At 48.0% G+C, this 22,299-nt stretch carries 15 protein-coding genes; 9 read left to right on the plus strand and 6 right to left on the minus strand.

Annotated features, from left to right (window positions below; genetic code table 11):
* A partial coding sequence (porQ, locus tag HMPREF0670_RS06310) for a type IX secretion system protein PorQ (RefSeq protein WP_083786793.1) occupies positions 1–796 on the plus strand: 796 nt, incomplete at its 5' end.
* A gap of 79 nt (positions 797–875) precedes the next feature.
* Positions 876–1,571 (plus strand): (d)CMP kinase, encoded by a 696-nt coding sequence (cmk, locus tag HMPREF0670_RS06315; protein WP_009230316.1) that lies wholly within the window; start codon positions 876–878, stop codon positions 1,569–1,571.
* 1,257 nt (positions 1,572–2,828) lie between these two features.
* Here the strand turns inward: cmk and HMPREF0670_RS06320 are convergent.
* Positions 2,829–4,601 carry an oxaloacetate decarboxylase gene (locus tag HMPREF0670_RS06320; RefSeq protein ID WP_009230317.1) on the minus strand — a complete coding sequence of 591 codons (1,773 nt, stop codon included), beginning with the start codon at positions 4,599–4,601 and terminating at the stop codon, positions 2,829–2,831.
* A gap of 265 nt (positions 4,602–4,866) precedes the next feature.
* Here HMPREF0670_RS06320 and HMPREF0670_RS06325 point away from each other — a divergent pair, with 265 nt between their 5' ends.
* The 3 genes from HMPREF0670_RS06325 to HMPREF0670_RS06335 all read left to right on the plus strand — a co-directional run bounded on the left by HMPREF0670_RS06325 (position 4,867) and on the right by HMPREF0670_RS06335 (position 10,197).
* Entirely contained in the window at positions 4,867–7,698 is a 2,832-nt protein-coding gene (locus HMPREF0670_RS06325) for a putative LPS assembly protein LptD (RefSeq protein WP_009230318.1), read from the plus strand.
* A 33-nt stretch (positions 7,699–7,731) separates the two neighbouring features.
* Positions 7,732–8,904: a trans-sulfuration enzyme family protein gene (locus tag HMPREF0670_RS06330; RefSeq protein WP_009230319.1), complete on the plus strand. Its 1,173-nt coding sequence runs from the start codon at positions 7,732–7,734 to the stop codon at positions 8,902–8,904.
* A 114-nt stretch (positions 8,905–9,018) separates the two neighbouring features.
* Complete coding sequence (locus HMPREF0670_RS06335) at positions 9,019–10,197, plus strand: MalY/PatB family protein (RefSeq protein ID WP_198009284.1); 1,179 nt, start codon at positions 9,019–9,021, stop codon at positions 10,195–10,197.
* Between the two features lie 85 nt (positions 10,198–10,282).
* Here HMPREF0670_RS06335 and HMPREF0670_RS06340 read toward each other — a convergent pair whose 3' ends face one another.
* On the minus strand, positions 10,283–10,987 hold the full coding sequence (locus HMPREF0670_RS06340; RefSeq protein ID WP_009230321.1) for a DNA alkylation repair protein: 705 nt from the start codon (positions 10,985–10,987) through the stop codon (positions 10,283–10,285).
* Positions 10,988–12,673: 1,686 nt separating this feature from the next.
* Between HMPREF0670_RS06340 and HMPREF0670_RS06350 the strand changes: the two genes are divergently transcribed.
* The 4 genes from HMPREF0670_RS06350 to HMPREF0670_RS06365 all read left to right on the plus strand — a co-directional run bounded on the left by HMPREF0670_RS06350 (position 12,674) and on the right by HMPREF0670_RS06365 (position 16,916).
* On the plus strand, positions 12,674–12,895 hold the full coding sequence (locus tag HMPREF0670_RS06350; RefSeq protein WP_009230323.1) for a DUF4492 domain-containing protein: 222 nt from the start codon (positions 12,674–12,676) through the stop codon (positions 12,893–12,895).
* Between the two features lie 109 nt (positions 12,896–13,004).
* The gene (locus tag HMPREF0670_RS06355) at positions 13,005–14,567 is read left to right on the plus strand and encodes a cytochrome ubiquinol oxidase subunit I (RefSeq protein WP_009230324.1); all 1,563 of its coding nucleotides are present in this window, start codon (positions 13,005–13,007) and stop codon (positions 14,565–14,567) included.
* A gap of 256 nt (positions 14,568–14,823) precedes the next feature.
* On the plus strand, positions 14,824–15,966 hold the full coding sequence (locus HMPREF0670_RS06360) for a cytochrome d ubiquinol oxidase subunit II (RefSeq protein ID WP_009230325.1): 1,143 nt from the start codon (positions 14,824–14,826) through the stop codon (positions 15,964–15,966).
* 260 nt (positions 15,967–16,226) lie between these two features.
* On the plus strand, positions 16,227–16,916 hold the full coding sequence (locus tag HMPREF0670_RS06365) for a peptidylprolyl isomerase (protein ID WP_009230326.1): 690 nt from the start codon (positions 16,227–16,229) through the stop codon (positions 16,914–16,916).
* A gap of 185 nt (positions 16,917–17,101) precedes the next feature.
* Here HMPREF0670_RS06365 and HMPREF0670_RS06370 read toward each other — a convergent pair whose 3' ends face one another.
* The 4 genes from HMPREF0670_RS06370 to HMPREF0670_RS06385 form a co-directional block, all read right to left on the minus strand.
* A complete protein-coding gene (locus HMPREF0670_RS06370) occupies positions 17,102–18,205 on the minus strand; it encodes an Mrp/NBP35 family ATP-binding protein (RefSeq protein ID WP_009230327.1) in 1,104 nt (367 codons plus the stop codon).
* Positions 18,206–18,372: 167 nt separating this feature from the next.
* The gene (locus HMPREF0670_RS06375; RefSeq protein WP_009230328.1) at positions 18,373–19,701 is read right to left on the minus strand and encodes an acyloxyacyl hydrolase; all 1,329 of its coding nucleotides are present in this window, start codon (positions 19,699–19,701) and stop codon (positions 18,373–18,375) included.
* Positions 19,685–20,377, minus strand: a complete 693-nt coding sequence (locus tag HMPREF0670_RS06380) for a DUF421 domain-containing protein (protein WP_009230329.1) — start codon at positions 20,375–20,377, stop codon at positions 19,685–19,687. Before HMPREF0670_RS06380 ends, HMPREF0670_RS06375 begins: the two co-directional genes overlap by 17 nt.
* 277 nt (positions 20,378–20,654) lie before the next feature.
* Positions 20,655–21,617, minus strand: coding sequence for a hypothetical protein (locus HMPREF0670_RS06385; protein ID WP_009230330.1), 963 nt, complete (start codon positions 21,615–21,617; stop codon positions 20,655–20,657).
* Positions 21,618–22,299 lie beyond the last annotated feature (682 nt).

Consider the following 22,299-nt stretch of genomic DNA (forward strand, 5'->3'; position numbering starts at 1 on the left):
CGATGCTTGGCTGATGTTCAACAACCCTGCATTGCTGTCGTCGGTGAGCGATAAGACACTTGCATTGAACTACATGAACTTCATGCGGGGTGTTAATTTGGCCGGTGTGGCCTACAACAAGGTGATAAAAGAGCGCGCCTCGGCCGCCCTCTCCGTTAACTATGTGGACTATGGCAAGATGCGATATACCACTGCCGACAACCAAGACTTGGGCGAATTTGCCGCTAGGGACATCGCCGCAACGGCTTATTTCTCGTACATGCTTACCGATAAGTTGGCTGGCGGCATCGCTGCAAAGGTGCTGTCGTCGAGCATCGGGCACTATACTTCGATTGGTATGGGCGTAGACCTTGGCCTGAACTATTACGATTCCGACCGCGAACTGTCGCTTTCGGTGGTGGCTAAGAACCTGGGCGGACAGCTTAAAGCCTACGAAGACGACTACGAGGCGATGCCGATAGACGTGCAAATGGGCATCAGCAAACGCCTGCAACACACGCCTTTCCGCTTGTCGGCCACGCTGGTAGGCCTCAATCACTGGCATTATGCGCTGATGAAACATTTTGTTTTTGGCGTGGATGTAGACCTTTCGCCAAACATTTGGGTGGGCGCAGGATATAGTTTGCGGCGTGCCAACGAGATGAAAGTGGGCGATGCCGAGAACGCCAGCAGTCATGGCGCGGGTTTGTCGCTTGGTGCAGGTTTGCAACTAGAACGGTTTAAGCTGAACTTGGCTTACGGCAAGTACCACGTTTCTAGCTCGTCGGTGGTGCTTAACGTGTCGTTTGCGATGTGAGTTGTGAGTTATTAACTCAAAAACTCATCAACTCACCAACTCGTAAACTAAAAAAGAAACTTACAAACAACAATACACTATGAAGAAAATAACCATCGCCATCGACGGACTTTCGTCGTGCGGAAAGAGCACTATGGCCAAGATGCTGGCCAAAGAAGTGGGATATATCTATGTAGACACGGGTGCAATGTACCGCGCCGTAACGCTTTTTGCCATGCAAAACAGCATGATTGCGCCCGACGGCCATGTTGACCGCGAGGCCCTGAAAGCGAAAATGGACACGCTAAGGGTGGAGTTTAAGCTAAACCCAGAAACAGGAAAGGCCGAAACTTACCTCAACGGCGAGAATGTTGAACGCGAGATTAGGGGCATGGAGGTGTCGGCTCACGTGAGTTCCATTGCGGCAATAGACTTTGTTCGCACGGCTCTTGTGGCTCAACAACAACGCATGGGACAGGATAAGGGTATCGTGATGGATGGTCGCGACATTGGTACGGTGGTGTTTCCCGATGCCGAACTGAAAGTGTTTGTCACGGCTTCGGCCGAGGTTAGGGCGCAACGCCGCTTTGACGAGCTTGTAGGCAAGGGCATGGAGGCCAACTACGACGAAATTCTTCGCAACGTTCAAGAGCGCGATTATAAGGATAGTCACCGAGAAGTGAGTCCGTTGCGCAAGGCCGACGATGCCATTGAGCTAGACAACGGACAGCTAACCATCGCCCAACAGCTGCAATGGCTGGTGGATAGGTTTGAAGAAAAGGCGGGGAAGGAGTAAGGAGGGAAGTAGTAAGTAGTAAGGAGAGAAGTAGTAAGTAGTAAGGAGAGAAGTAGCAAGTAGGAAGGAGAGAAGTGGGGAGTAGTAAGGAGAGAAGGAGGAAGGAGTAAGTGGTAAGGAGGGAAGGAGGAAGGAGAGAAGTAGTAAGGAGGAAGTAAAAAGGAGGGAAGGAGTAAGGAGAGAAGTAGTAAGAAGTAAGGAGTATGGAGGGAAGTAGAAAGGAGTAAGGAGGAAAGTAGAAAGGAGTAAGCGGTGAAGGAGTAAATAGGTAAGCCGTGAAAGAGCTGAAATAATAAAGCTACAAAGGTCTTTCTTTTCAGGCAAATGGCCGGAATAGTACCTTATTAATGGACAAAACCTTCTTAACCTCTTTCCTTTCTTTCAGCCTTTCGCCCTCCCCTTTCCGCCAAAAAGGATTAAAAAAAGAATTAATAAATTTAAGAAACCTCAATTTTTGTCACAATAAAGTTTGCATTTTCAAATATCTTGCCTATCTTTGCAGTGACAAGTTTAGGTCACGAGGATTGCTTATTGCAAGCCAGTTCTCGCAAACTAATGATGAATATCCTAATTGTCAGTAAAAATAGATTATAAATTTTGAGTTAATTACTGTTTTTGGAGGAGGTTCTTCGCGATGAAGGGGCTCCTTTTTTAGTGCCTACTTGTGAACATCAAGCAAGTGTGCGGCCGCGGTTATAGGCAGGTTCTAAAAGTTACCTTTACTGTATTTTAGCTTTTAGCTGAGCAGTTTTTGCTTACTTCTTGAAGGAGCATGGTGCACTATGCTTTCTGAAAGAGAAAGCAAAAGATGCCAGATAAAAGCAAAAAGACAATGAAGAGCTATACAAGGAACAACAATTGAACACCTTTGCGGGGAACTTTTAGAACATGCCAATAATAAACGCAAGCCCCAAAAGAACCACGCTTTCGAGGCCTTTCTCCCTTTCTTAGTTCGTTTTTCACGGCCTTATTGCCTTTAAGTTACAAACAACAGCATGAATACAAAGCCCCTTGTAGTGGCACTACAAGAGGCTTGTACGGACACTACAAGGGCCTTGTAGCAGCACTACAAGCAGCTTGTAGCCCCAGTACAAGCAGCGTTGTACTGCACAAGTGGTCAGAAATTTGTGGGCAAACGACGACGAAACCACGAAAGACAACAACATAAACCACTAAAAAGCAAAGGCACGACCCGCAACATGTGTTGCAAGCCGTGCCTTCGATGCTATGTTTTGGGCTTATGCCCGATGTCAAATCTTATTGTGCGCGCTCGATGTAAGCCACTACATCGCCCTTATTCACCTTGCTACCCTGCTTGGCGTTGATTTCAACCAGCTTGCCACCAAGTGCGGCAGGCACAGTAACAATCTCGCCCCAAGTGGCAACAATGTAGCAGAACACTTCGCCTTCCTTGTATTCCTTACCAATGTAAGGCTCAACGGTAGGTGCGCATTCGCCGTCGCCATTAAATTCCCAGAACAGTTGTCCCTTAACGGGAGCAACAAGCGCATCGGCCTTGGCGTGCTTAAAGGCGGCGAGTTCTTCAACCGACAACTTGCTACCCATTTTGGCATCCTTAGCCTTTTGCAAGTCGGCCAAGAAGTTCTTCTTAGCCTGTCCGCTCTTATAATTGCGGTATTGTTCGGGGTGCATAGCCAGTTCAAACAGTTCTTCGTCGTCCTGTCCATACTCCCAACCGTTCTCGTCCATTTCCTTCTTAAACTCATCCAAGCTGTTTGGCAGCAGCGTATGTGGGTCGGCATCGGTAAATTCGAACCCTTTTTCCTTGGCCAAAGCCACCAATTCGGGTGCGATTGTTCCAGGAATTTTGCCACTCTTGCCCAAAATCATACCCCACATGGCATCGTCCATCATCACGAAACGACCCTTGCCTTGCTCCATTGTAAGGAGGTTCATCAGCGCAATGTTCTTCACATACTGCGAGAATGGCGTTACGAGGGGTGGATACCCCACACGTGGCCAAACGTATTCCACCTCATTGAAGAGGTTGATAAGCATGTCGTCGGTAGACAATTCGGGCTCGCCCTTCTTCGCACGAATGCTATTGATGGTGCTATGTATGCCCGCTAGGTCGGCCATCATACTGCCCATCATACCGCCAGGCAAGCCACAACCAAGCAACAACGAGCTCATCAGCTTGTTGGCGGGGTTGATAAAGTAGCCCAACCACTCGTCGATGAACTCTTGTGTCAATGCGCGCGCCTTCATGTAAGCACTCATGTTGATTTCGGGAACATCGAAACCTTCGTTCTTCAACATGCTTTGCACCGAGATAACGTCGGGATGAACCTTACCCCAAGATAGCGGTTCGATAGCCGTATCGATGATGTCGGCACCGTTGTTGCACACCTCCAAGACAGAAGCCATCGACAAACCGGGGCCTGTATGGCCGTGATACTCGATGATAATGTCGGGGTGCTTGTCCTTAATGGCCTTCGTTAGCTGACCCAACAAGGCGGGTTGGCCAATGCCGGCCATGTCTTTAAGGCATATTTCCTTTGCTCCGGCCTCGATAAGTTGGTCGGCAATGTTGCTATAATATTCCAGCGTATGCACGGGCGAAGTAGTAATACAGAGCGTTCCCTGCGGCGTCATGCCTGCCTCGGCCGCCCATTTAATGCTGGGTATGATGTTACGAACGTCGTTCAAGCCGTCGAAAATACGGGGTATGTCCACACCTTGCGCGTGTTTCACCTTATACATCAGCGCACGAACATCGTCGGGCACGGGGTACATTCGCAAAGCGTTCAGTCCACGGTCTAGCATGTGGGTCTTTATGCCCACCTCATTAAAAGGCTTACAGAATGCTCGCACACCCTCGTTGGGGTTTTCACCTGCAAGCAGGTTCACTTGCTCGAAAGCACCGCCGTTGGTTTCCACACGCGAGAAACATCCCATCTCAATAATCACGGGAGCGATGCGCTCCAATTGGTCTTTACGTGGCTGAAACTTTCCAGAGCTTTGCCACATGTCTCGATAAACAAGACTGAATTGTATTTTCTTTTTCATAAGTTGCTTATACAAATTACTATAAGTGGATAATATAGCGGTGCAAAATTAGATAAAAAAAATCAAATACGGCCCATTGCTTTGAAGTTTTTGCAGATAGTTAGCATTGCTTGGCGAGCAAAGGGGGTGGCAAGCATGCCACCAAATGCCACGCGCTGCACCGCAAATAACACCCGCCCTACCCCATAAAAGCTGCGCGAACAAGTGTTAAAAAGGGATAAGAGCAAGAAGGTTCACCATTTATTCGTTAATTTTGTAGCCTAGAATGCGAAGAAAATCGTTAATTGCCTTGTTGCTGTTTGCCGTCATATTTGTGACGGCGGGGGTTTATACACCCTACGCACAGCGAAAAAAAACGCCTAAGACGGCTGCCGAGAGGCAGGCCGACTCCATCAGGCGCGACTCGTTGGAACGCGTGGCCAACGACACTACACGCATGGATTCGCTGCAACGGGCCATCTACCGACACAACAAGCAGGTGGACGACTCCATCCGCCTCGACTCGATTAACCGACAAAAGAAAAACGGAATAGACGCGCCCGTGGTGTATTCGGGCAACGATTCGCTGGTTTACAACGCCGATTCAAAGATGGCTTACCTCTACGGTTCGGCCAAAGTGAAGTACGAAAACATGGACTTGGCCAGCGAACGCATACGCATCAGCACAGACAGTAGCGTGGTACACGCCACTGGTGCGCCCGACAGCACAGAGAAAAGCGGCGTTAAAGGCAAGCCCGTATTTAACATGGGGTCCGACAAGTATAGCAGCGACACAATGGCCTTTAACTTCAAATCGAAGAAAGGAATTATCAAAGAGGTGCACACACAGCAACAAGAGGGATTTCTTTTCGGCGAAAAAGCCAAGCGCGATGCCAATGGCGACGTGTATCTTCAACACGGACGATACACCACTTGCGATAAAGATTGCCCCGACTTTTACATTGCGCTATCGCGTGCTAAGGTTCGTCCAGGCAAGGATGTGGTGTTCGGACCAGCCTATTTAGTAGTGGCCGACGTGCCATTGCCGTTGGCCATTCCCTACGGTTTCTTCCCCTTTACCAAGAAATACAGCAGCGGCTTTATCATGCCCACATACGGCGACGAGAGCGAACGCGGCTTTTACCTGCGCGACATTGGCTATTATTTCGCCCTCGGAGATAAGTGGGACCTGAAGCTTTTGGGCGAAATATACACCAAAGGCTCGTGGGGTGTTTCGGCCGCAACCAACTATCGCAAGCGCTATCGCTACAACGGCAGCTTTTATTTTAGCTACCAAAACACCAAGACGGGCGACAAGGGATTGCCCGATTACTCGTCGCAAACCAGCTTTAAGCTGCAATGGAGCCACCGACAAGACCCCAAGGCCAACCCTTTCAGCAACCTTTCGGGGAGTGTTAACTTTGCCTCCACCAGCTACGAGCGCAACAACATGAACAGCCTTTACAACCCCCAAGCGCTTACACAAAGCACCCGAACTTCGTCGGTTAGTTGGAGTACGGGCTTTTCGAGCATCGGTCTAACGCTCAGCGCAACGGGAAACCTCTCGCAAAACATGCGCGACTCGAGCATCGCACTCACTCTTCCCGACCTCAACATCTCCATTGCGCGCTTTAATCCCTTTAAACGCAAGCACGCCGTGGGTAAGGAACGCTGGTACGAAAAGATTTCGATGAGCTACACGGGCCAACTAAGCAACTCGATAAACACGAAAGAAGACCGCCTGTTACGCTCGAATTTAGTAAAGGATTGGCGCAACGGAATGATGCACAGCGTGCCCATCAGCGGGTCGTTTACGCTGTTCAACTACCTCAGTCTCAACCCCTCGGTATCGTTTACCGACCGCATGTACACCAATAAGATTAACCGTTCGTGGGACATCGCTCAGCAAAAAGAACGCCGCGACACCACTTACGGGTTCCACAACGTGTACGACTGGCGCATGAGCGTATCGGCCAACACCAAGCTTTACGGCTTTTGGACACCCAGCCGCAAGCTGTTTGGCGACAAGATTGTGGCCATTCGCCACGTCATCACGCCGCAAGTGAGTTTCAGTTACGCCCCCGACTTCGGCTCGGCGCGTTACGGCTACTACGCCACTTACCAAAAGACAGATGCCTCGGGCAACGTTTCGCTTGTTGAATACTCGCCTTTCGAGGGCTCGCTCTTTGGTGTGCCCGGCCGAGGAAAGACAGGTAGCGTGTCGTTCGACGTAGGAAACAACCTCGAAATGAAGATACGTTCCGACAAAGACTCAACGGGATTTAAGAAGATTTCGCTCATCGACGAGCTGGGCGCATCCATGTCGTACAACATGGCGGCCGAAAGCAGACCGTGGAGCGACCTTAGTATGCGCCTAAGATTAAAGTGGTGGAAGAACTACACGTTCAGTATGAACGCCGTGTTTGCCACTTACGCCTACGAATTAGACAAAGACGGCAACCCCTATGTGGGCACGCATACCGAGTGGGGACGCGGTAGGTTTGGCCGTTTCCAAGGCATGTCGCAAAACGTTTCGTTCACCCTTACGCCCGAAAAACTGGCTAAGCTGTTCGGCAAAAAGACGAAAGAAGACGACAATAAGAAACCAAACAAGAACGATGAAGGCATTGATACGAACATAGAAAGCAACATCGACGACGACATGGTTGAGGGACAACGCGGCGCAAGCAACCCTAACGACGGCGGAAAGACCGAGACCGACGACGACGGATACATGAAATTCTCCATGCCGTGGTCGCTAACTTTTGGCTATGGAGTAACGATGAGCGAGAACAATACCGACCGCTCTAAGTTCAACTACAAAACCATGCGCTACCCCTATAAGTTTACGCAAACGCTCAACATGAGCGGCAACATACGCCTTAGCGAGGGATGGAACATCAGTTTTTCGTCGGGTTACGACTTTGAAAACAAGAAAATATCCATGACCACGGCCTCGCTACAACGCGACCTTCACTGTTTCAGCATGAGTTGTTCGGTGGTTTTGGCCCCATACACCAGCTACAACTTCACCTTCCGTTGTAATGCCTCCACGCTTACCGATGCCCTTAAATACGACAAGCGCAGTGGCTACGGCAACGCCGTGCAATGGTATTAAGCAAGTGTAACAACTTCAACTAAACATATAATAATGAGGAAAACAACGCGCGCCATACACCAAGCCTACAAACGCCGCGATGCTTACGATGCCCTGAGCATGCCCGTTTACAACGCCGTGGCCTACGAGTTTGACAATGCACAAACCATGTCCGACGTGTTTTGCGGACGTATCGCAGCTCCCGATTACTCGCGCGTGGGCAACCCAACGGTTGAAAACTTTGAACATCGCGTAAAGGGTATCACGGGCGCAACAGACGTTGTGGCCTTCAATTCGGGCATGGCGGCCATCAGTGCCGTGTTTATTGCACTGGCCGAACAAGGAAAAAACATCGTCAGTTCGCGCCACATGTTCGGCAATACCTACTCGTTGCTCACCTCCACACTCAAACGTTTCGGTGTGGAAGCACGCCTTTGCGACCTCACCAAGCCTGACGAAGTGGAACCTTTGCTCGACGACAATACCTGCTGCGTGTACTTAGAAATAATGTCCAACCCCCAATTAGAGGTGGTAGACCTGCCGGCTTTGGCGGCATTAGCCCACGCACGGGGCATCCCCTTGGTGGCCGACACCACGCTTATTCCCTTTACCGAGTTCTCGGCCAAGGCCCTTGGGGTGGATGCCGAAGTGGTTTCCAGCACCAAATACATCAGTGGTGGAGCAACGTCTTTGGGCGGATTGGTTATTGATTACGGCACATGCGAACGTTTGGGGCATGCCCTACGTGGCGAATTGCTCTTCAACTTCGGTGCCTACATGACTCCCCAAGCGGCCTATCTGCAAACTGTCGGCCTAGAAGTTCTCGATGCACGCTATCACATTCAGGCCGCCAACGCCCTACAACTGGCCATCCGCATGCAGGCCCTGCCGCAGATTAAACGCGTTAACTACGTGGGACTGCCCGACAATCCCTACCACGAACTGGCCAAAAAGCAGTTTGGCAACACGGCCGGTGCCATGATAACCATCGACTTGGAGAGCAAAGCGGCCTGTTTCAACATGATAAACAAGCTTAAGCTTATTCATCGAGCCACCAATCTTTTCGACAATCGCACGCTTGCCATCCACCCCGCCAGCACCATTTACGGCTCGTTCTCGGACAAAGAACGCCAAGAGATGGACGTGTTGGACACGACTATCCGACTGAGCATCGGATTGGAAGACGTGGACGACCTGTTGGAAGACATCAAACAAGCGTTAGGCTAACTCTTCGGCAAAAGAGCTAACCGCAAACATCATTATTAATCCATAACGACAAAAACGAGGCATATCACTACCCTCCACCCGTAAAGAGAGGGAGGTGTGAGGCCGACAATTATCATGCACAACTACAACTTCGACCAAATAATCGACCGCAAAGGCAGCGGCGACGTTAAGCACGACGCATTGCTACCACGTTGGGGACGCGACGACCTTTTGCCCCTTTGGGTGGCCGACATGGACTTTGCCACACCACCTTTTATCGTTGATGCCTTGCGCAAACGATTGGAACACCCCATCTTTGGCTACACAACAACGCCCGACGAGCTATGGCAGAGCATCATCAACTGGCAGCAACGCCAACACCAATGGACTGTGCAACGCCAGTGGCTAACCTACATCCCAGGCATTGTTAAGGGCATTGGCTTTGTGATAAACGTGTTTACACGCCCTGGCGAAAAGGTGATTATACAGCCGCCCGTGTACCATCCGTTCCGCCTTACGCCACTAGCCAACGGGCGCGAAGTGGTGTTCAACCCACTGAAACGCAACGCCGAAGGCTATTACGAAATGGACTTCGACAACCTTGAGGCCGTTTGCGACGAGCAATGCAAGGTATTTGTGCTGTGCAACCCCCACAATCCGGCAGGGCAAACATGGTCTAAGGAAACGCTGCAACGCTTGGCCGACTTCTGTTACGAGCGCAACATCCTCGTTATTAGCGATGAAATTCACGCCGACATGGCCTTGTTTGGCTATCGGCATACGCCTTTCGCCACCGTGAGCCAGCGTGCGGCAGACATCTCCATCACCTTTGGCGCACCCTCTAAAACGTTCAACATGGCAGGCATTGTCAGTTCGTTTGCCATCGTTCCCAATGCCGAACTGCGCACCAAATTTTTCCGTTGGCTCGCCGCAAACGAACTGAACGAACCCACCATCTTTGCGCCCATTGCCACCATTGCGGCCTTTACGCAAGGCGACGAGTGGCGCAAGCAAATGCTGAAATACATTGAGGGCAATGTGCTTTTCGTAGAAGAGTTTTGCAAAAAGCATATCCCAGGTGTTAAACCACTGCGCCCGCAGGCTAGTTTCTTAGTGTGGCTCGACTTTACCGAGCTGAACCTCAACCACGCCCAACTGCTCGACCTATGCGTTGATAAGGCCCATTTGGCCATGAACGATGGCGAAATGTTTGGCCCAGGTGGAGAATCGCACATGCGATTGAATGTGGGAACACCTCGCGCCATACTTCAACAGGCCCTAGAACAATTGGCCCACGCGGTGAAAAGCATGTAGAAAACCATCCTAAAAACATACAGATACAAAAGTGGAGAGCTGCCAATGCAACCCTCCACTTTTTTGTAATCCCGCTCTTAACACGTCACCCTTTGCGCATAAGGTGCTTGCGTTCTTCGGGCGAAAATTTCTCGATGGCATAGCGCAACATGGTTCGGGGCATCTCCAAGCGATGGTTTTCCACAAATTGCCGAAGTCTTTCCACATCGCGTTTGCCAGACTCGCGCAACATCCAACCAATGGCCTTGTGCATCAAGTCGTGCTTATGCCCCATCATCTTCTCGGCCAAGGCGTAGGTATCGTCTAGTTGTCCTTGCCTGATAAAGGCATAAGTAGACACCATCGCAATGCGGTTATCCCACAACAAAGGGCTTTCGGCTAGCCGATAAAGCAAGTCGCGCGGCTTGTCTAGCAAGTAAGTGCCGATAGTTTCCCACGCGGCAAGGTCCACGAGGTCCCAATTGTTGATGTATTGGGTGTTGCTTAAATAAAAGTCTACAAGCTCGGTGCGCGTTGGTTCGTCGCCTTTGTTGAACTGAATAGTAAGAATGAACAAGGCGCAAAGGCGCACTTCGTGCCACTCAGACTGAATGAGTTGTTGCAAATCGGCCATTTCCACACCCGCATGCGCCTTAGCCACACGGCGCGTTTCGGGTACGGTAACGCCCAAAAAGCGGTCGTTCTCGCCGTATTGTCCCTTGCCCGTCTTGAAGAAATAGCTTAAATGTGCCGCCTTCTCTGCACTTCCTTGGGCTTTCAATTCGTTGGTAATGGTGTCTGTTGTGCTCATCGTGTACGTGTATTTAGTTCGCTATCTGGTTGAAAACATACCACAAAGTTTATGGCGTAGTCTTTACTTTTAATCTTTCTATCAATTGAGAGGAGTTTATTGTACTTGTGATGCAATACCAAGATAAGCACTCCTCCCATATACGAAGTATTAGACAAAGATACGATAAATTCTGAAATTCTACTGCATTTGTCTGTGGCAAAAAGGTGGATATGCCTTGAAAAGGTGACCTGGCGGGAGAACTTTCAACACATGCTTTGCAAGTTGAAAATATCTTTCCAGCGGCATATAATGAGGAAAAAGTAAAGAGCACTTCATTATGTTTCTTATGTCCTTGTGTCAACATGGGCGTGTTTATGTCGAACCACGAAAGATGAACGTTTTCGTTAAGCCAAATGAACAACGTCGAGCTTGCTCGAACATTGTCATGGCGAGAAAACGCACTTTTAGGGGAACAAGAAAAGAACAATTTCCCAAAAGAATTATCTTTTACTATAAAGCATTATGCAAGGTAACATAGGCTTTTATTCTAAACAATCGTGCCATTCCCCAAACCAACTACTTTCGATTATAATCCCAATTGGCCGTTAGCTACTAGCTTTCAACCTTTTTCCTAGTGGCTATTTTTGTTAAATGCGATAATTATATTTTACAAAATGCGTTTTGTTTGCTAGTCCTTCTAGGCGAAAAAGAGGCTTTTTTAGCAAGAAATTAGCCGTTTTTTCGGCCTTACGCGTTATCTTTTACGCCATTTTTTAGAGTAAAACCTGCATTTTGTACCATTTAGCCTTTCTATTTTGGTTGCCAGCTCGTAATTTTTCAAGTCCAATTACCTGCATTTTTCCCCTAAAAAACCACTTTTTAATGGCCATTTTGTCCTTTCGAGCCATATTTTTCATGGTTCGAAAGGGTGTTAACTTGTCTCTTTGCAGTGAATTTTTATGCGAATTGTCTCGCGTTTAGCACCATTTTGCACCGCATTTTGCACCATTTTACCTTGCATTTAGCATCAAAACGCAGTGCATTTAGCATCAAAACACAGTGCATTTAGCACCAAAACGCAGTGCATTTAGCACCAAAACGCAGTGCATTTAGCATCAAAACGCAGTGCATTTAGCATCAAATGGCCCAAAAGCTGGTGCAAATTGCGGTTTTATGCAATGTGTATTCATCTTGTTTGCATTTTCAACAACCCCCTTTTTGTGCCAAAACCAACCTTCGCGAGAATCGATTTTTTGCGGCAAGGTGAGCGATTGGTGGAGAAAGTGGCCAGTAATAATGTTAAAATATATACCGAAAATAAGACATTTGTATTTGCGAACGTTAGGTTTAGTAAGTAGGTTGGGGTAGTTGTTCTAGTTGTTCTAGCTGTTCTAGTTGTTCTAGCTGTTCTAGTTGTTCTAGCTGTTCTAGTTGTTCTAGCTGTTCTAGTTATCCTAGTTTCACTAGTTATCTTAGTATTCCTAGTTTTCTAGTTATACTAGCCAAACTCGTTCATCAGCAGGCATCGCCATTTTTTATCTAGCAAGTTAACAAGTTTGTAGGCGCAGCCATTTTTTCACCTTTTCACCTTTAAAAGTCCCTTTCACCTTTAAAAGTATTTTTCTTTGGTAAAATAATGTCTGTATTGCGCACATCGTTACGATATTTTTATTATATTTGCACATTGTAAACATTACAATAAGAATGAACAAGAAAAGCTTTTGGTACCGCGCGTTTGACCTTTACTATGATGGTTTTAGGAGCATGACATTGGGTAAGAAGTTGTGGTTGGTGATATTCATCAAGCTCTTCATCATGTTTGCCATCCTCAAAGTGTTTTTCTTTCCCAACTTTTTGAAAGCAAATGCACCCAAAGGAGGGGAGGCCGACTATGTGTCGCGCACGCTAGACCAACGCCAAAAATAGTGGCGGCTATTGTAAACCGGGGCAACTGGGCATGGCGAAGGCTGGCAGACGGAACGCCCCAAAAGGCAAATCGCACAACACAAGGAATTTATAATCATTAAAATAAACTATGTTCAATCAACTATTTCTAGACATTTCAACGGGTACGATAGACTGGTCGCGCGCGCAGTTCGCCCTTACGGCCATGTACCATTGGCTCTTTGTGCCCCTTACGCTTGGCCTTGCCGTTATCATGGGCATTGCCGAGACCTGCTATTATCGCACCAAAAAGCAGTTTTGGAAAGATGTAGCGCACTTTTGGCAGAAACTATTCGGTATTAACTTTGCTATGGGCGTGGCCACTGGCATTATCTTGGAGTTTCAGTTCGGCACCAATTGGAGTAACTACTCGTGGTTTGTAGGCGACATCTTTGGTGCGCCCTTGGCCATAGAAGGCATTGTGGCCTTCTTTATGGAAAGTACGTTTGTGGCTGTGATGTTCTTCGGATGGAAAAAGGTTTCGCCAGGTTTCCACCTTGCATCAACATGGCTCACAGGTATCGGAGCAACCATTTCGGCTTGGTGGATATTGGTGGCCAATGCCTGGATGCAATACCCCGTGGGTTGCGAGTTCAATCCCGACACCATGCGCAACGAGATGGTAAGTTTCGCAGATGTGGCCTTGTCGCCCTTTGCCATTGATAAGTTCTGCCACACGGTAACCTCTTCGTGGATTGTAGGAGCTGTATTCGTGGTGGCTGTAAGTGCCTATTATCTGTTGAAGAAACGCGAAATGGAACTGGCTAAGCAAAGCATGAAGATAGCCGCTTGCGTTGGTTTTGTGGCTTCGATACTCGCAGCCATGACGGGACACCATTCTGCCACGCTCGTTGGTAAGGTTCAACCCATGAAACTAGCTGCAATGGAGGCGCTATGCAAGGGTGGCGAGAGCCAAAGCCTTACTGCAATTGCTTTGGTTAATCCCTTTAAGCAGCACGATTATCGTTCAGGCGAAGAACTTGCATGCCATGTTTCTATTCCTTATGCCCTCTCGGTGATGGCTACTCACACCGCGCATGGTTTTGTACCTGGTGTTAACGACCTGCTGGATGGTTATGTTAAGGCCGACGGTACACGCGAACCGTCGGTGGCAGAGAAGATGGTGATGGGTAAGGCAGCCGTAAATGCCCTGATGGTGTATCGCAAAGCCAAAAAGGCGGGCGACGAAACAACCGCTCAGAAGGTGTTGCCCATCATCAAAGCCAATATGAAATATTTTGGATATGGTTACGTAGAGAAGGAAGAACAGGTGGTGCCCTACATTCCCCTTGCCTTCTGGTCGTTCCGTTTGATGGTTGGTTTGGGTTCGTTCTTCGTGCTTTTCTTTGCTGTTCTCACCTTTTTCAGCTATCGCAAAGACCTGTCGCGCTATCGTTGGCTACTTATTTTGGGCATGTGCACCTTGCCGATGGGCTACATCGCCTCTGAGGCAGGTTGGGTTTTGGCCGAGTTGGGTCGCCAACCGTGGACTATTCAAGACATGTTGCCCACCTGGGTGGCTGTAAGCGACGTTAGTCCAGCCTCCATTGCCACAACCTTCTTCCTCTTCTTGGCTTTGTTTACCACGCTGCTTGTGGTAGAAATAAACATCTTGGTTAAACAAATTAAGAAGGGTCCTGAGTACGGAAAATAAAAAGCCTCACCCCCAACCCCTCTCCAAAGGGAGAGGGGCGTGGATAGCTTTGCTACTTTAAAGGAGGGGTTAAGCCTAATGCGTTGGGGCTTGCGTCTGTAAGAAATCTAGGTTCCCCAAGAAACCTGGGGCTATGATTTCTAGGAAATCTAGGGAAACTAAGATAGCAAAAACATGCGCGGCTTTGTGGGTGTTAGCCATCTTTTCACCCTTTCAGCTTTTCCCTCTTCCCCTTTAACAGAATAAATAATTTATTATGTCATACGAATTTTTGCAACATTATTGGTGGTTCTTGGTGTCGCTCCTAGGCGCATTGCTGGTGTTCCTGATGTTTGTTCAGGGCGCAAACACCCTTATATTTACCCTTGGCAAGACCGAGAACGAACGCCGGTTGGTGGTTAATTCCACTGGCCGAAAGTGGGAATTTACCTTTACTACGTTGGTGGTATTTGGTGGTGGTTTCTTTGCATCGTTCCCTTTGTTTTATAGTACCAGCTTTGGCGGTGCCTATTGGCTTTGGATGATTATACTCTTCTCGTTTGTTATTCAAGCCGTTAGCTACGAATTTCAAAACAAGTTGGGCAATCTCTTGGGCGTTCGCACATTCCAAACGTTCCTCATCATCAACGGCGTTGTTGGTCCGATACTCTTGGGTGGTGCTGTGGCCACATTCTTCAACGGCTCTAACTTTGTTGTAGATAAAGGTAACATTACGGCTATGGCGCAACCTGTGATTAGCCGTTGGGCCAATGGTAGTCATGGGCTCGACGCTTTACTCGACTTGTGGAACGTTGTCTTAGGCGTAGCCGTGTTCTTCTTGGCGCGCGTATTGGGTTTGCTGTATATTATTAATAATGTGGCGCACGAGGCAATCGTTACTCGCGCTCGTAAGCAACTGCGCCTTTGCACGGTGGTGTTCTTAGCATTCTTTTTGAGTTTCTTGGTACACGTATTGTTGAAGGATGGCTATGCTTACGACCCACAAACGGACCTTATCTTTATGCAACCCTTTAAGTATCTGCACAATCTCACCACGATGTGGTATCTAACCCTCGTGCTTTTGGTGGGCGTTGTGTCGCTACTTTACGGCATTGTGCGTACCCTTCGCGAACCCAAGTTTAAGCGTGGCATCTGGTTTGGCGGCGTTGGCGTAGTGTTGGTGGTGTTGGTTCTGCTGCTTTGTGCAGGTTGGAACAACACGGCTTACTATCCTTCTAACGCCGATTTGCAAAGTTCGCTCACCATTGCCAACAGCTCTGGCAGCGAGTTTACGCTAACAGCCATGTCGGTTGTGTCGCTACTTATCCCCTTCGTATTGGCTTATATCTTTGCCGCGTGGCGCGCCATAGACCGCAAATCCATTACCGAAGACGAGATAATGAACGGCGAAAGCTATTAAACTGAGTGGTGAGGTGTTGAGCTTATAAGTTTGTGAGTTGTTGTGCTTATCGCTTAATGAGCGATGAACGCTGAACATGATGAGACAAGCTTACCAACTTATAAACCCACAAAGCCAACAAATCACAGGTTTATAAACTCAACATCTCACCAACTTATAGTTTCAACATCTCACCAACTCACAGGCTCATAACCTCAAAGCCTCACCAACTCGTAAACTGATAAACTCAGAAAACCTTATAAACTTACAAACTTAAAGTTATGAAAAAAGCATTGTTTACTTTTGTTTGCGCCATGTTTTGCATGGTAGCTTTGGCGCAAACGCAGGCCGATACGGTTCGGCATCAGGTGTTGTTAGAAACCAATATGGGCAACATCCGCGTGGTTTTGTATAACGAAACGCCTAAACATCGCGACAATTTTATACGGCTTGTGAAGTCGGGTTATTACAATGGAACCCTTTTTCACCGAGTAATAGAGAACTTTATGATACAAGGTGGCGACTCTACTTCGCGCCATGCGGCCTTCGGAGAGCCTGCTGGTGGCTATTCGCCCGACTATACCGTGCCTGCCGAAATAGTGTTCCCAACGTATTATCACAAGCGTGGCGCATTGGCAGCTGCACGCGAAGGCGACGATGTTAACCCCAAATGGGAGTCGTCTTCGGCTCAATTCTACATCGTTTATGGCAAACGTATGACCGATTATCAACTTGATGCCGTGCAAGCAAAGTTGGATTTGAGAACCAACGGCAGTGTAAAACTGACTCCCGAACAACGCGAAACCTATTTTAAGAAAGGCGGAACGCCACACCTCGACGGCACTTATACGGTATTTGGAGAAGTGGTTGAAGGGATGGACGTGGTAGAAAAGATACAGAAAACGCCCTGCGACGAACGTAGTAGGCCTTTCGAAGACATGAAGATTATTAAGGCTGTGGTGGTGAAGTAAGGGTGAATGCAATGCGGCAGGCCATTGAAAAGGCCTGACTGCAAATGGAAATGGGGCGTTTGTTGAACCCCCTTTTACATAAAATGCGTTTCTAGGCACGGCAAGATGCAATTTAATTTGCGTGTTGCCGTGCCTAGAAACGCACTTTTTGGTTCAGGCCAACGAACCGTCTGGGCGGTGTTGTTTTACCCTTTATTCACCTCAACAATCTTTGTGGGAGCTTGCTCCTTGTTGCGCCTGTTGGTTACAGTAACCACAGCTTGCGCCAAGTTTATGAAGGCTTGGCCCGTTATTGTGTCGGCATCCAACGCCGCCGGCGTACCCTTGTCGCCATTTTCGCAGATACTTTGCACCAATGGAATTTGCGCCAATAGGGGCGTTTCCATCTCGTCGGCCAGTTGTTTAACGCCTTCTTTGCCAAAGATGTAATACTTGTTTTGGGGCAATTCGGCAGGTGTAAACCACGCCATGTTCTCAACAAGGCCCAATATAGGCACATTCACCTTTTCGTTTCGGTACATGTCGATACCCTTTCGCGCATCGGCCAAGGCCACGCTTTGTGGCGTACTGACGATAACCGCGCCCGTAATGGCCAGCGTTTGCAGCAAGGTGAGGTGTATATCGCTTGTTCCCGGCGGCGTGTCTAGTATAAAATAGTCCAGCTCTCCCCAGTCGGCATCGGCGATAAGCTGTTTCAAAGCATTGCTGGCCATACTGCCACGCCACAGCGTAGCCGTCTCTGCGTTTACGAAAAAGCCGATGCTAAGTAGCTTAACGCCATATTGTTCGATGGGTTCGATAAGGTCGCGGCCGTCTACTTTCGAGGCATAGGGTCGCGCTTGCTCAACGTTGAACATCTTAGGCATTGACGGACCGAAGATGTCGGCATCCAACAAGCCCACCTTATAGCCCAATCGGGCAAGTGCAATAGCAAGGTTTGCCGACACTGTGCTTTTGCCAACACCACCCTTACCCGAACTAACGGCAATGATGTTTTTTACTTGTGGCAGTAGCTTTCCCACTTCGGGGCGAGGCTTAGCGGCAAATTCGGTTTTTATTTCCACTTCTACATCAGGGCTTACATGATAGTGTATAGCCGCCTCTGCCGCCTTGATGGTCGACTTTAAGAAAGGGTCGGTCTCCTTGGGAAAGCGTAATGTGAAACTTACTTTCATGCCATCAATGTGTATGTCGTCGGCAAGCATGTCGCTTTCAATGATATTCTTTTTTGTTCCGGCGTACATCACTGTGGCCAATGTGTCTTTTATCAGTTTGGGATATAATGTCATGATGTTTTTGTTATTTCGTTATGCAAATGTAAGTATAAATTGGGTATGCGCCAAACAAAAGGCAGAAATCTGGTAATTGGCCTCTCCCCCCCAGCCCCTCTCCAATGGGAAAGGGGGAGTGGTATGCTTTGTTGTTATGGTGCAAATGTTCTTTTCGTATTCCTTGCTTACAGCCTGATGGGCACGCCAACCACCACTTCCGTAAAGTCGGCTTTGGTTTTATGAGCCTTTACGTTCACGCCAACCGTAAGCCCATTGAACCAAGGCAAGGCATAATGCAGGCCAATGCGTTCGTAATATGGCGTTTCGTTTATCTTAGCATTGGCTCCCATTCGGCGATAAAGGTAAACGCCGAGCGACATAGCCAGCGACAATCGCCCATAATGTGCCTCGTGTTTGGCTGCTAAGCCAAAGGAGAATGGCGAGTGACGGAGATTGTGGCCGGCTTGTTGGTCTAATTCTTCCACACGACGTGCGTATGTTCCATAAAACGCATCAACGCCCACGCCCGATGACCAACGGCGCGCATAGCGCCACATCAAATCTGCCTGTAACGAATAGGCGGCGTAGATGCGAAAGCGTTCTGTGCGATAGTCGGGATGCCCAGGTGGCGTTCCAAACTGCGTTAACAGCCAGTCTTCGAGCAACGTTTTCGCCCCCACGCCTGCCGCGAAGTTGAGGTACATACCCCGTTCGAATGGTTTTTTGCTGCGTGTTTGTGCTGTGCGCAACGTTTGTTCGTAGTAAGGCGTGTACAACAAAGCCAGGGATGCGCCTAAGGTATTGCTGCCTTTATTGGGGCGATAAAGGGCACCATTACTGTGGTGTACAAACTCTAACGATGCTCGTAACCCCCATTTTGGGGCGAAATGAAAGGTCTGATGCAGACCTGCGGCAAAGTAGATGGAGGCATGCGACCCGATAAACTCGTTGTCGATGGCGTTCTCCTTATTATATATAGACGATGAAAAGCCTACGCCGCCACTGAGCGAATAGGCCGTTTCCCATGTTCGCGAACGATGAAGAGGACGATAAAAGGTGGTGTAGAGCGAGAGTGTATTGCCCAAAGGCGACTCGTAGGGCACGGGAACAAGCAGCCCCCAATCGGCATCGGCCTCGCGATGTAGCCTTACTGCATTGTTAAATGTGTAGCGTAAGCCAAAGGCGAAGGTGGGATTGCCATAGTCGACGGCAAAGAAGTCGCTGTCTTTGGGTAGCGGAGCGCGCAACAATTCGAGGGCAACAGAAAGGTTGTCGCCCCGTTTAAGCCATTTCTTCACATATTGGTCGGCTGCCACCACATTTCCTTTCATGGCTGAAAGGCTCACGCCCCATCGCGAAACGCTATCCGTTTGTTGGGCAAAGGCCACGGTGCCGAACCACGCCAACGCGCACAAGACCAGGCAGCGGCACCTCGTCCATAGGCAAGTGTCGCTTGTTTCTCGCTTTTCGTCGTTTATGCAAGGCATCGCCATCGTCCTAGTTAAGCACTTCATGTGCTATATCTTCGACTGGTATCTCTTCGTTCCCGCGTGTTACGTCGCCGTTCTTCGCTACAAGGTAGAAACCCTTATTCGGTGTCCACTCCATGCAAAACAGGTTGGTGGGACTGTCGTAGCCATAGTGCTTGATATGCCTTAGTACCCATTGGCGGGTCTTTCCGCAATGGTACAACGAGCTGTCTACAATGGCGCCGTTGTTCACAAGCAAGTACGAATCGGACACTTTTCCCATTTCCGACACCGTTATGGCACCGTTAGTTTCAAAGCGAACATCGTCTACGTCGAACATCGAGAACACACCTTTTTGCCTGAGTAGCAAGCGGAACTGTTCCATTTCCAAGCTGTTGCGCTTAAATGCCTTGAAGTTGATAGCTCCACCTTTCACCAAATACACACTGTCTCCCTTGATAAGGCGTCGCAACACCTTGGAACGCATGCAGAAACGGATAAAGAGATTGAACCCTGTCCACACGGCAAGGGCGAAGAGAATGTGCCAAACGCTCATGTCGGGGTTGTAAAGCACACCGCCGACTAGCGCTCCTATCACAAACGCGCTTACCGTATCGAGTGGCGTCAGCTGTGCCATCTGCGCCTTACCTGCAATGCGCAGGAAGACCAAAATACCTATCATGCCCGTTATCAGCTTGACTGCAATTTCGAAATACTGCATACTTGTTACCGTTTATGTTGTGATTTTTGTTTGCAAAGATAGAAAAATGTGCGCAAACATTCATCGTTGTTGGCGTTAAAAACGATGAGTGGTTGTATAATGGTTTGCGTTCTTGTGTTCTTCCTTTTGCCAACCAACTGTGCGGTAATGGGCGCAAGTGCCGTTGCTTACTTCTTTAGTTTTGTTCAGAAAGAAAGCGATTTCCTTTCGTTCATGTAGGGACATAATTCGTATACATTCGTGCGCTTGGCAGCTGGCCTCCTCATAAACTCACGCGCTATTTAGCAGACTGCTCTGAATTGAAGGCATTTAAAAGATTGATTCTGCATAAAATTATTTTCTTTTTTGCACCAGAATAACCCAGTATATACAGATTTTCACCATGTAACATACAGTAGGTTGGCGCAGTGGTGAAAGTTTCAGGGTCAATATCATTTGTAAGCACAGGCAAGGGAATGACATCATACATGTCGTTTAGATGATAATTGATGTCGTAATGCTTTGCTACCTTTCCGTCTTTATCGGCAAAAGCAAGCGTCCAACTGGCTTTCTCCGAATTGCCGAACAATCCCCAAAAGATGTTATAGCCGTTCCATGTGCCTTTGTAGTTGCCGTCAAAACCAGGGAACACCAGTTTTGCAGAAGGATATAAATAGCTGTCCAATATCTTTTTGCATTCGGAACTGTTGCACAATGCATTGTCTTTGTTTTCAATGTCTTCCTTTTTTATCAATCTACCCGAGTCATTAAAGTATATTGCTTTATAATTGGCATTAAGTGGCTGGCCTATCCTTTGGATTAATACAAACCCAAACTCCCGCATTGCTCCTTCGCACGGCTTGAGTTTGCCAACGTTCAGCTTTACTTTATTAACAGGTTCTTGCCCGCTTTTGTGCATGCGGTACAAAGTTAGGTTTTGATCATTCACCAAGTACACGCTGTCTTTTTCTACTTTAAACATCGATAGCTTTGTTGGCAGCTCATCTATTACTCTTTCGTACATTTTCTTTGTTCCTTTAAAACAAACAACGCTTAGCGGTTTGCCTCCCGCAAAGTAGAAAACATCATTATCCGCAACAGAAAAGCCAGACATGAACAACAAATTCCTTGATTGAACGTAACGACATGCAATTCCATGCTTGCCATTAATGTCGTACTCCCAATGTTTTACCACATTCTCTTGTGCATAACCAACAGAAAATATGGTTAGCAATAACAATAAACCAACATACTTTTTCATAAATAACGATTGCTTTGATGTATAATTCAGATAAACTTTCTTGGCTTAGGGATGTTTCAAAAAGTCGTCTTTAATGGCTTTCTTTGTTGTCTCTGAGCGGGTTCTGCTTGCTTATTTGGCGGACATGGTGGGGCTAAGCCACAGAAAAGCGGGCATACGCTGCTTGGTAAAAGCAGAAAATAACAAAGCGTTGCTCTGCCAAACAACATAGGAACCTAGTGCGAAGTTATAAAAACTAGCCTTAGTTTAATGCGTTGTAACATCTTTTCTCCCGATTACCCCTTGAAGGATGGGCATAATAGCTGTTACTTGCATTTGTTGGATGGCAGTGTGTCCTTACTTTATCCTCGTTGCTGCGTTGGCTGGGTAGATGCTCCTCATCATGTACGAAGTGTTTGGCAAAGGTACAATAATTCCTTGAATTATAATTCGTTTGAGGTTACATTTTGCGGAAGTGTTGGTAGGTGCGTGTGCAATAAAGCCTTTCTTTTTTAGCGATTTGCCTTGTGAGAAATGTTGCAATATTGAAAGAACCGTCGCAAGGAATGGCTCACACGGATGTAACGTAGGGCAAGTTGGGCAGCAACAACGTGGTTGCCAACATGATTTTCTTGCAGGGCTGGGTAAGATGGGCGGCAAAAGTAAAGGCGTTTTCTCGTTGTATGACCTCGTAAAGATGCAA

Source organism: Prevotella sp. oral taxon 317 str. F0108 (assembly GCF_000162415.1).
GTDB classification, from domain to species: domain Bacteria; phylum Bacteroidota; class Bacteroidia; order Bacteroidales; family Bacteroidaceae; genus Prevotella; species Prevotella conceptionensis.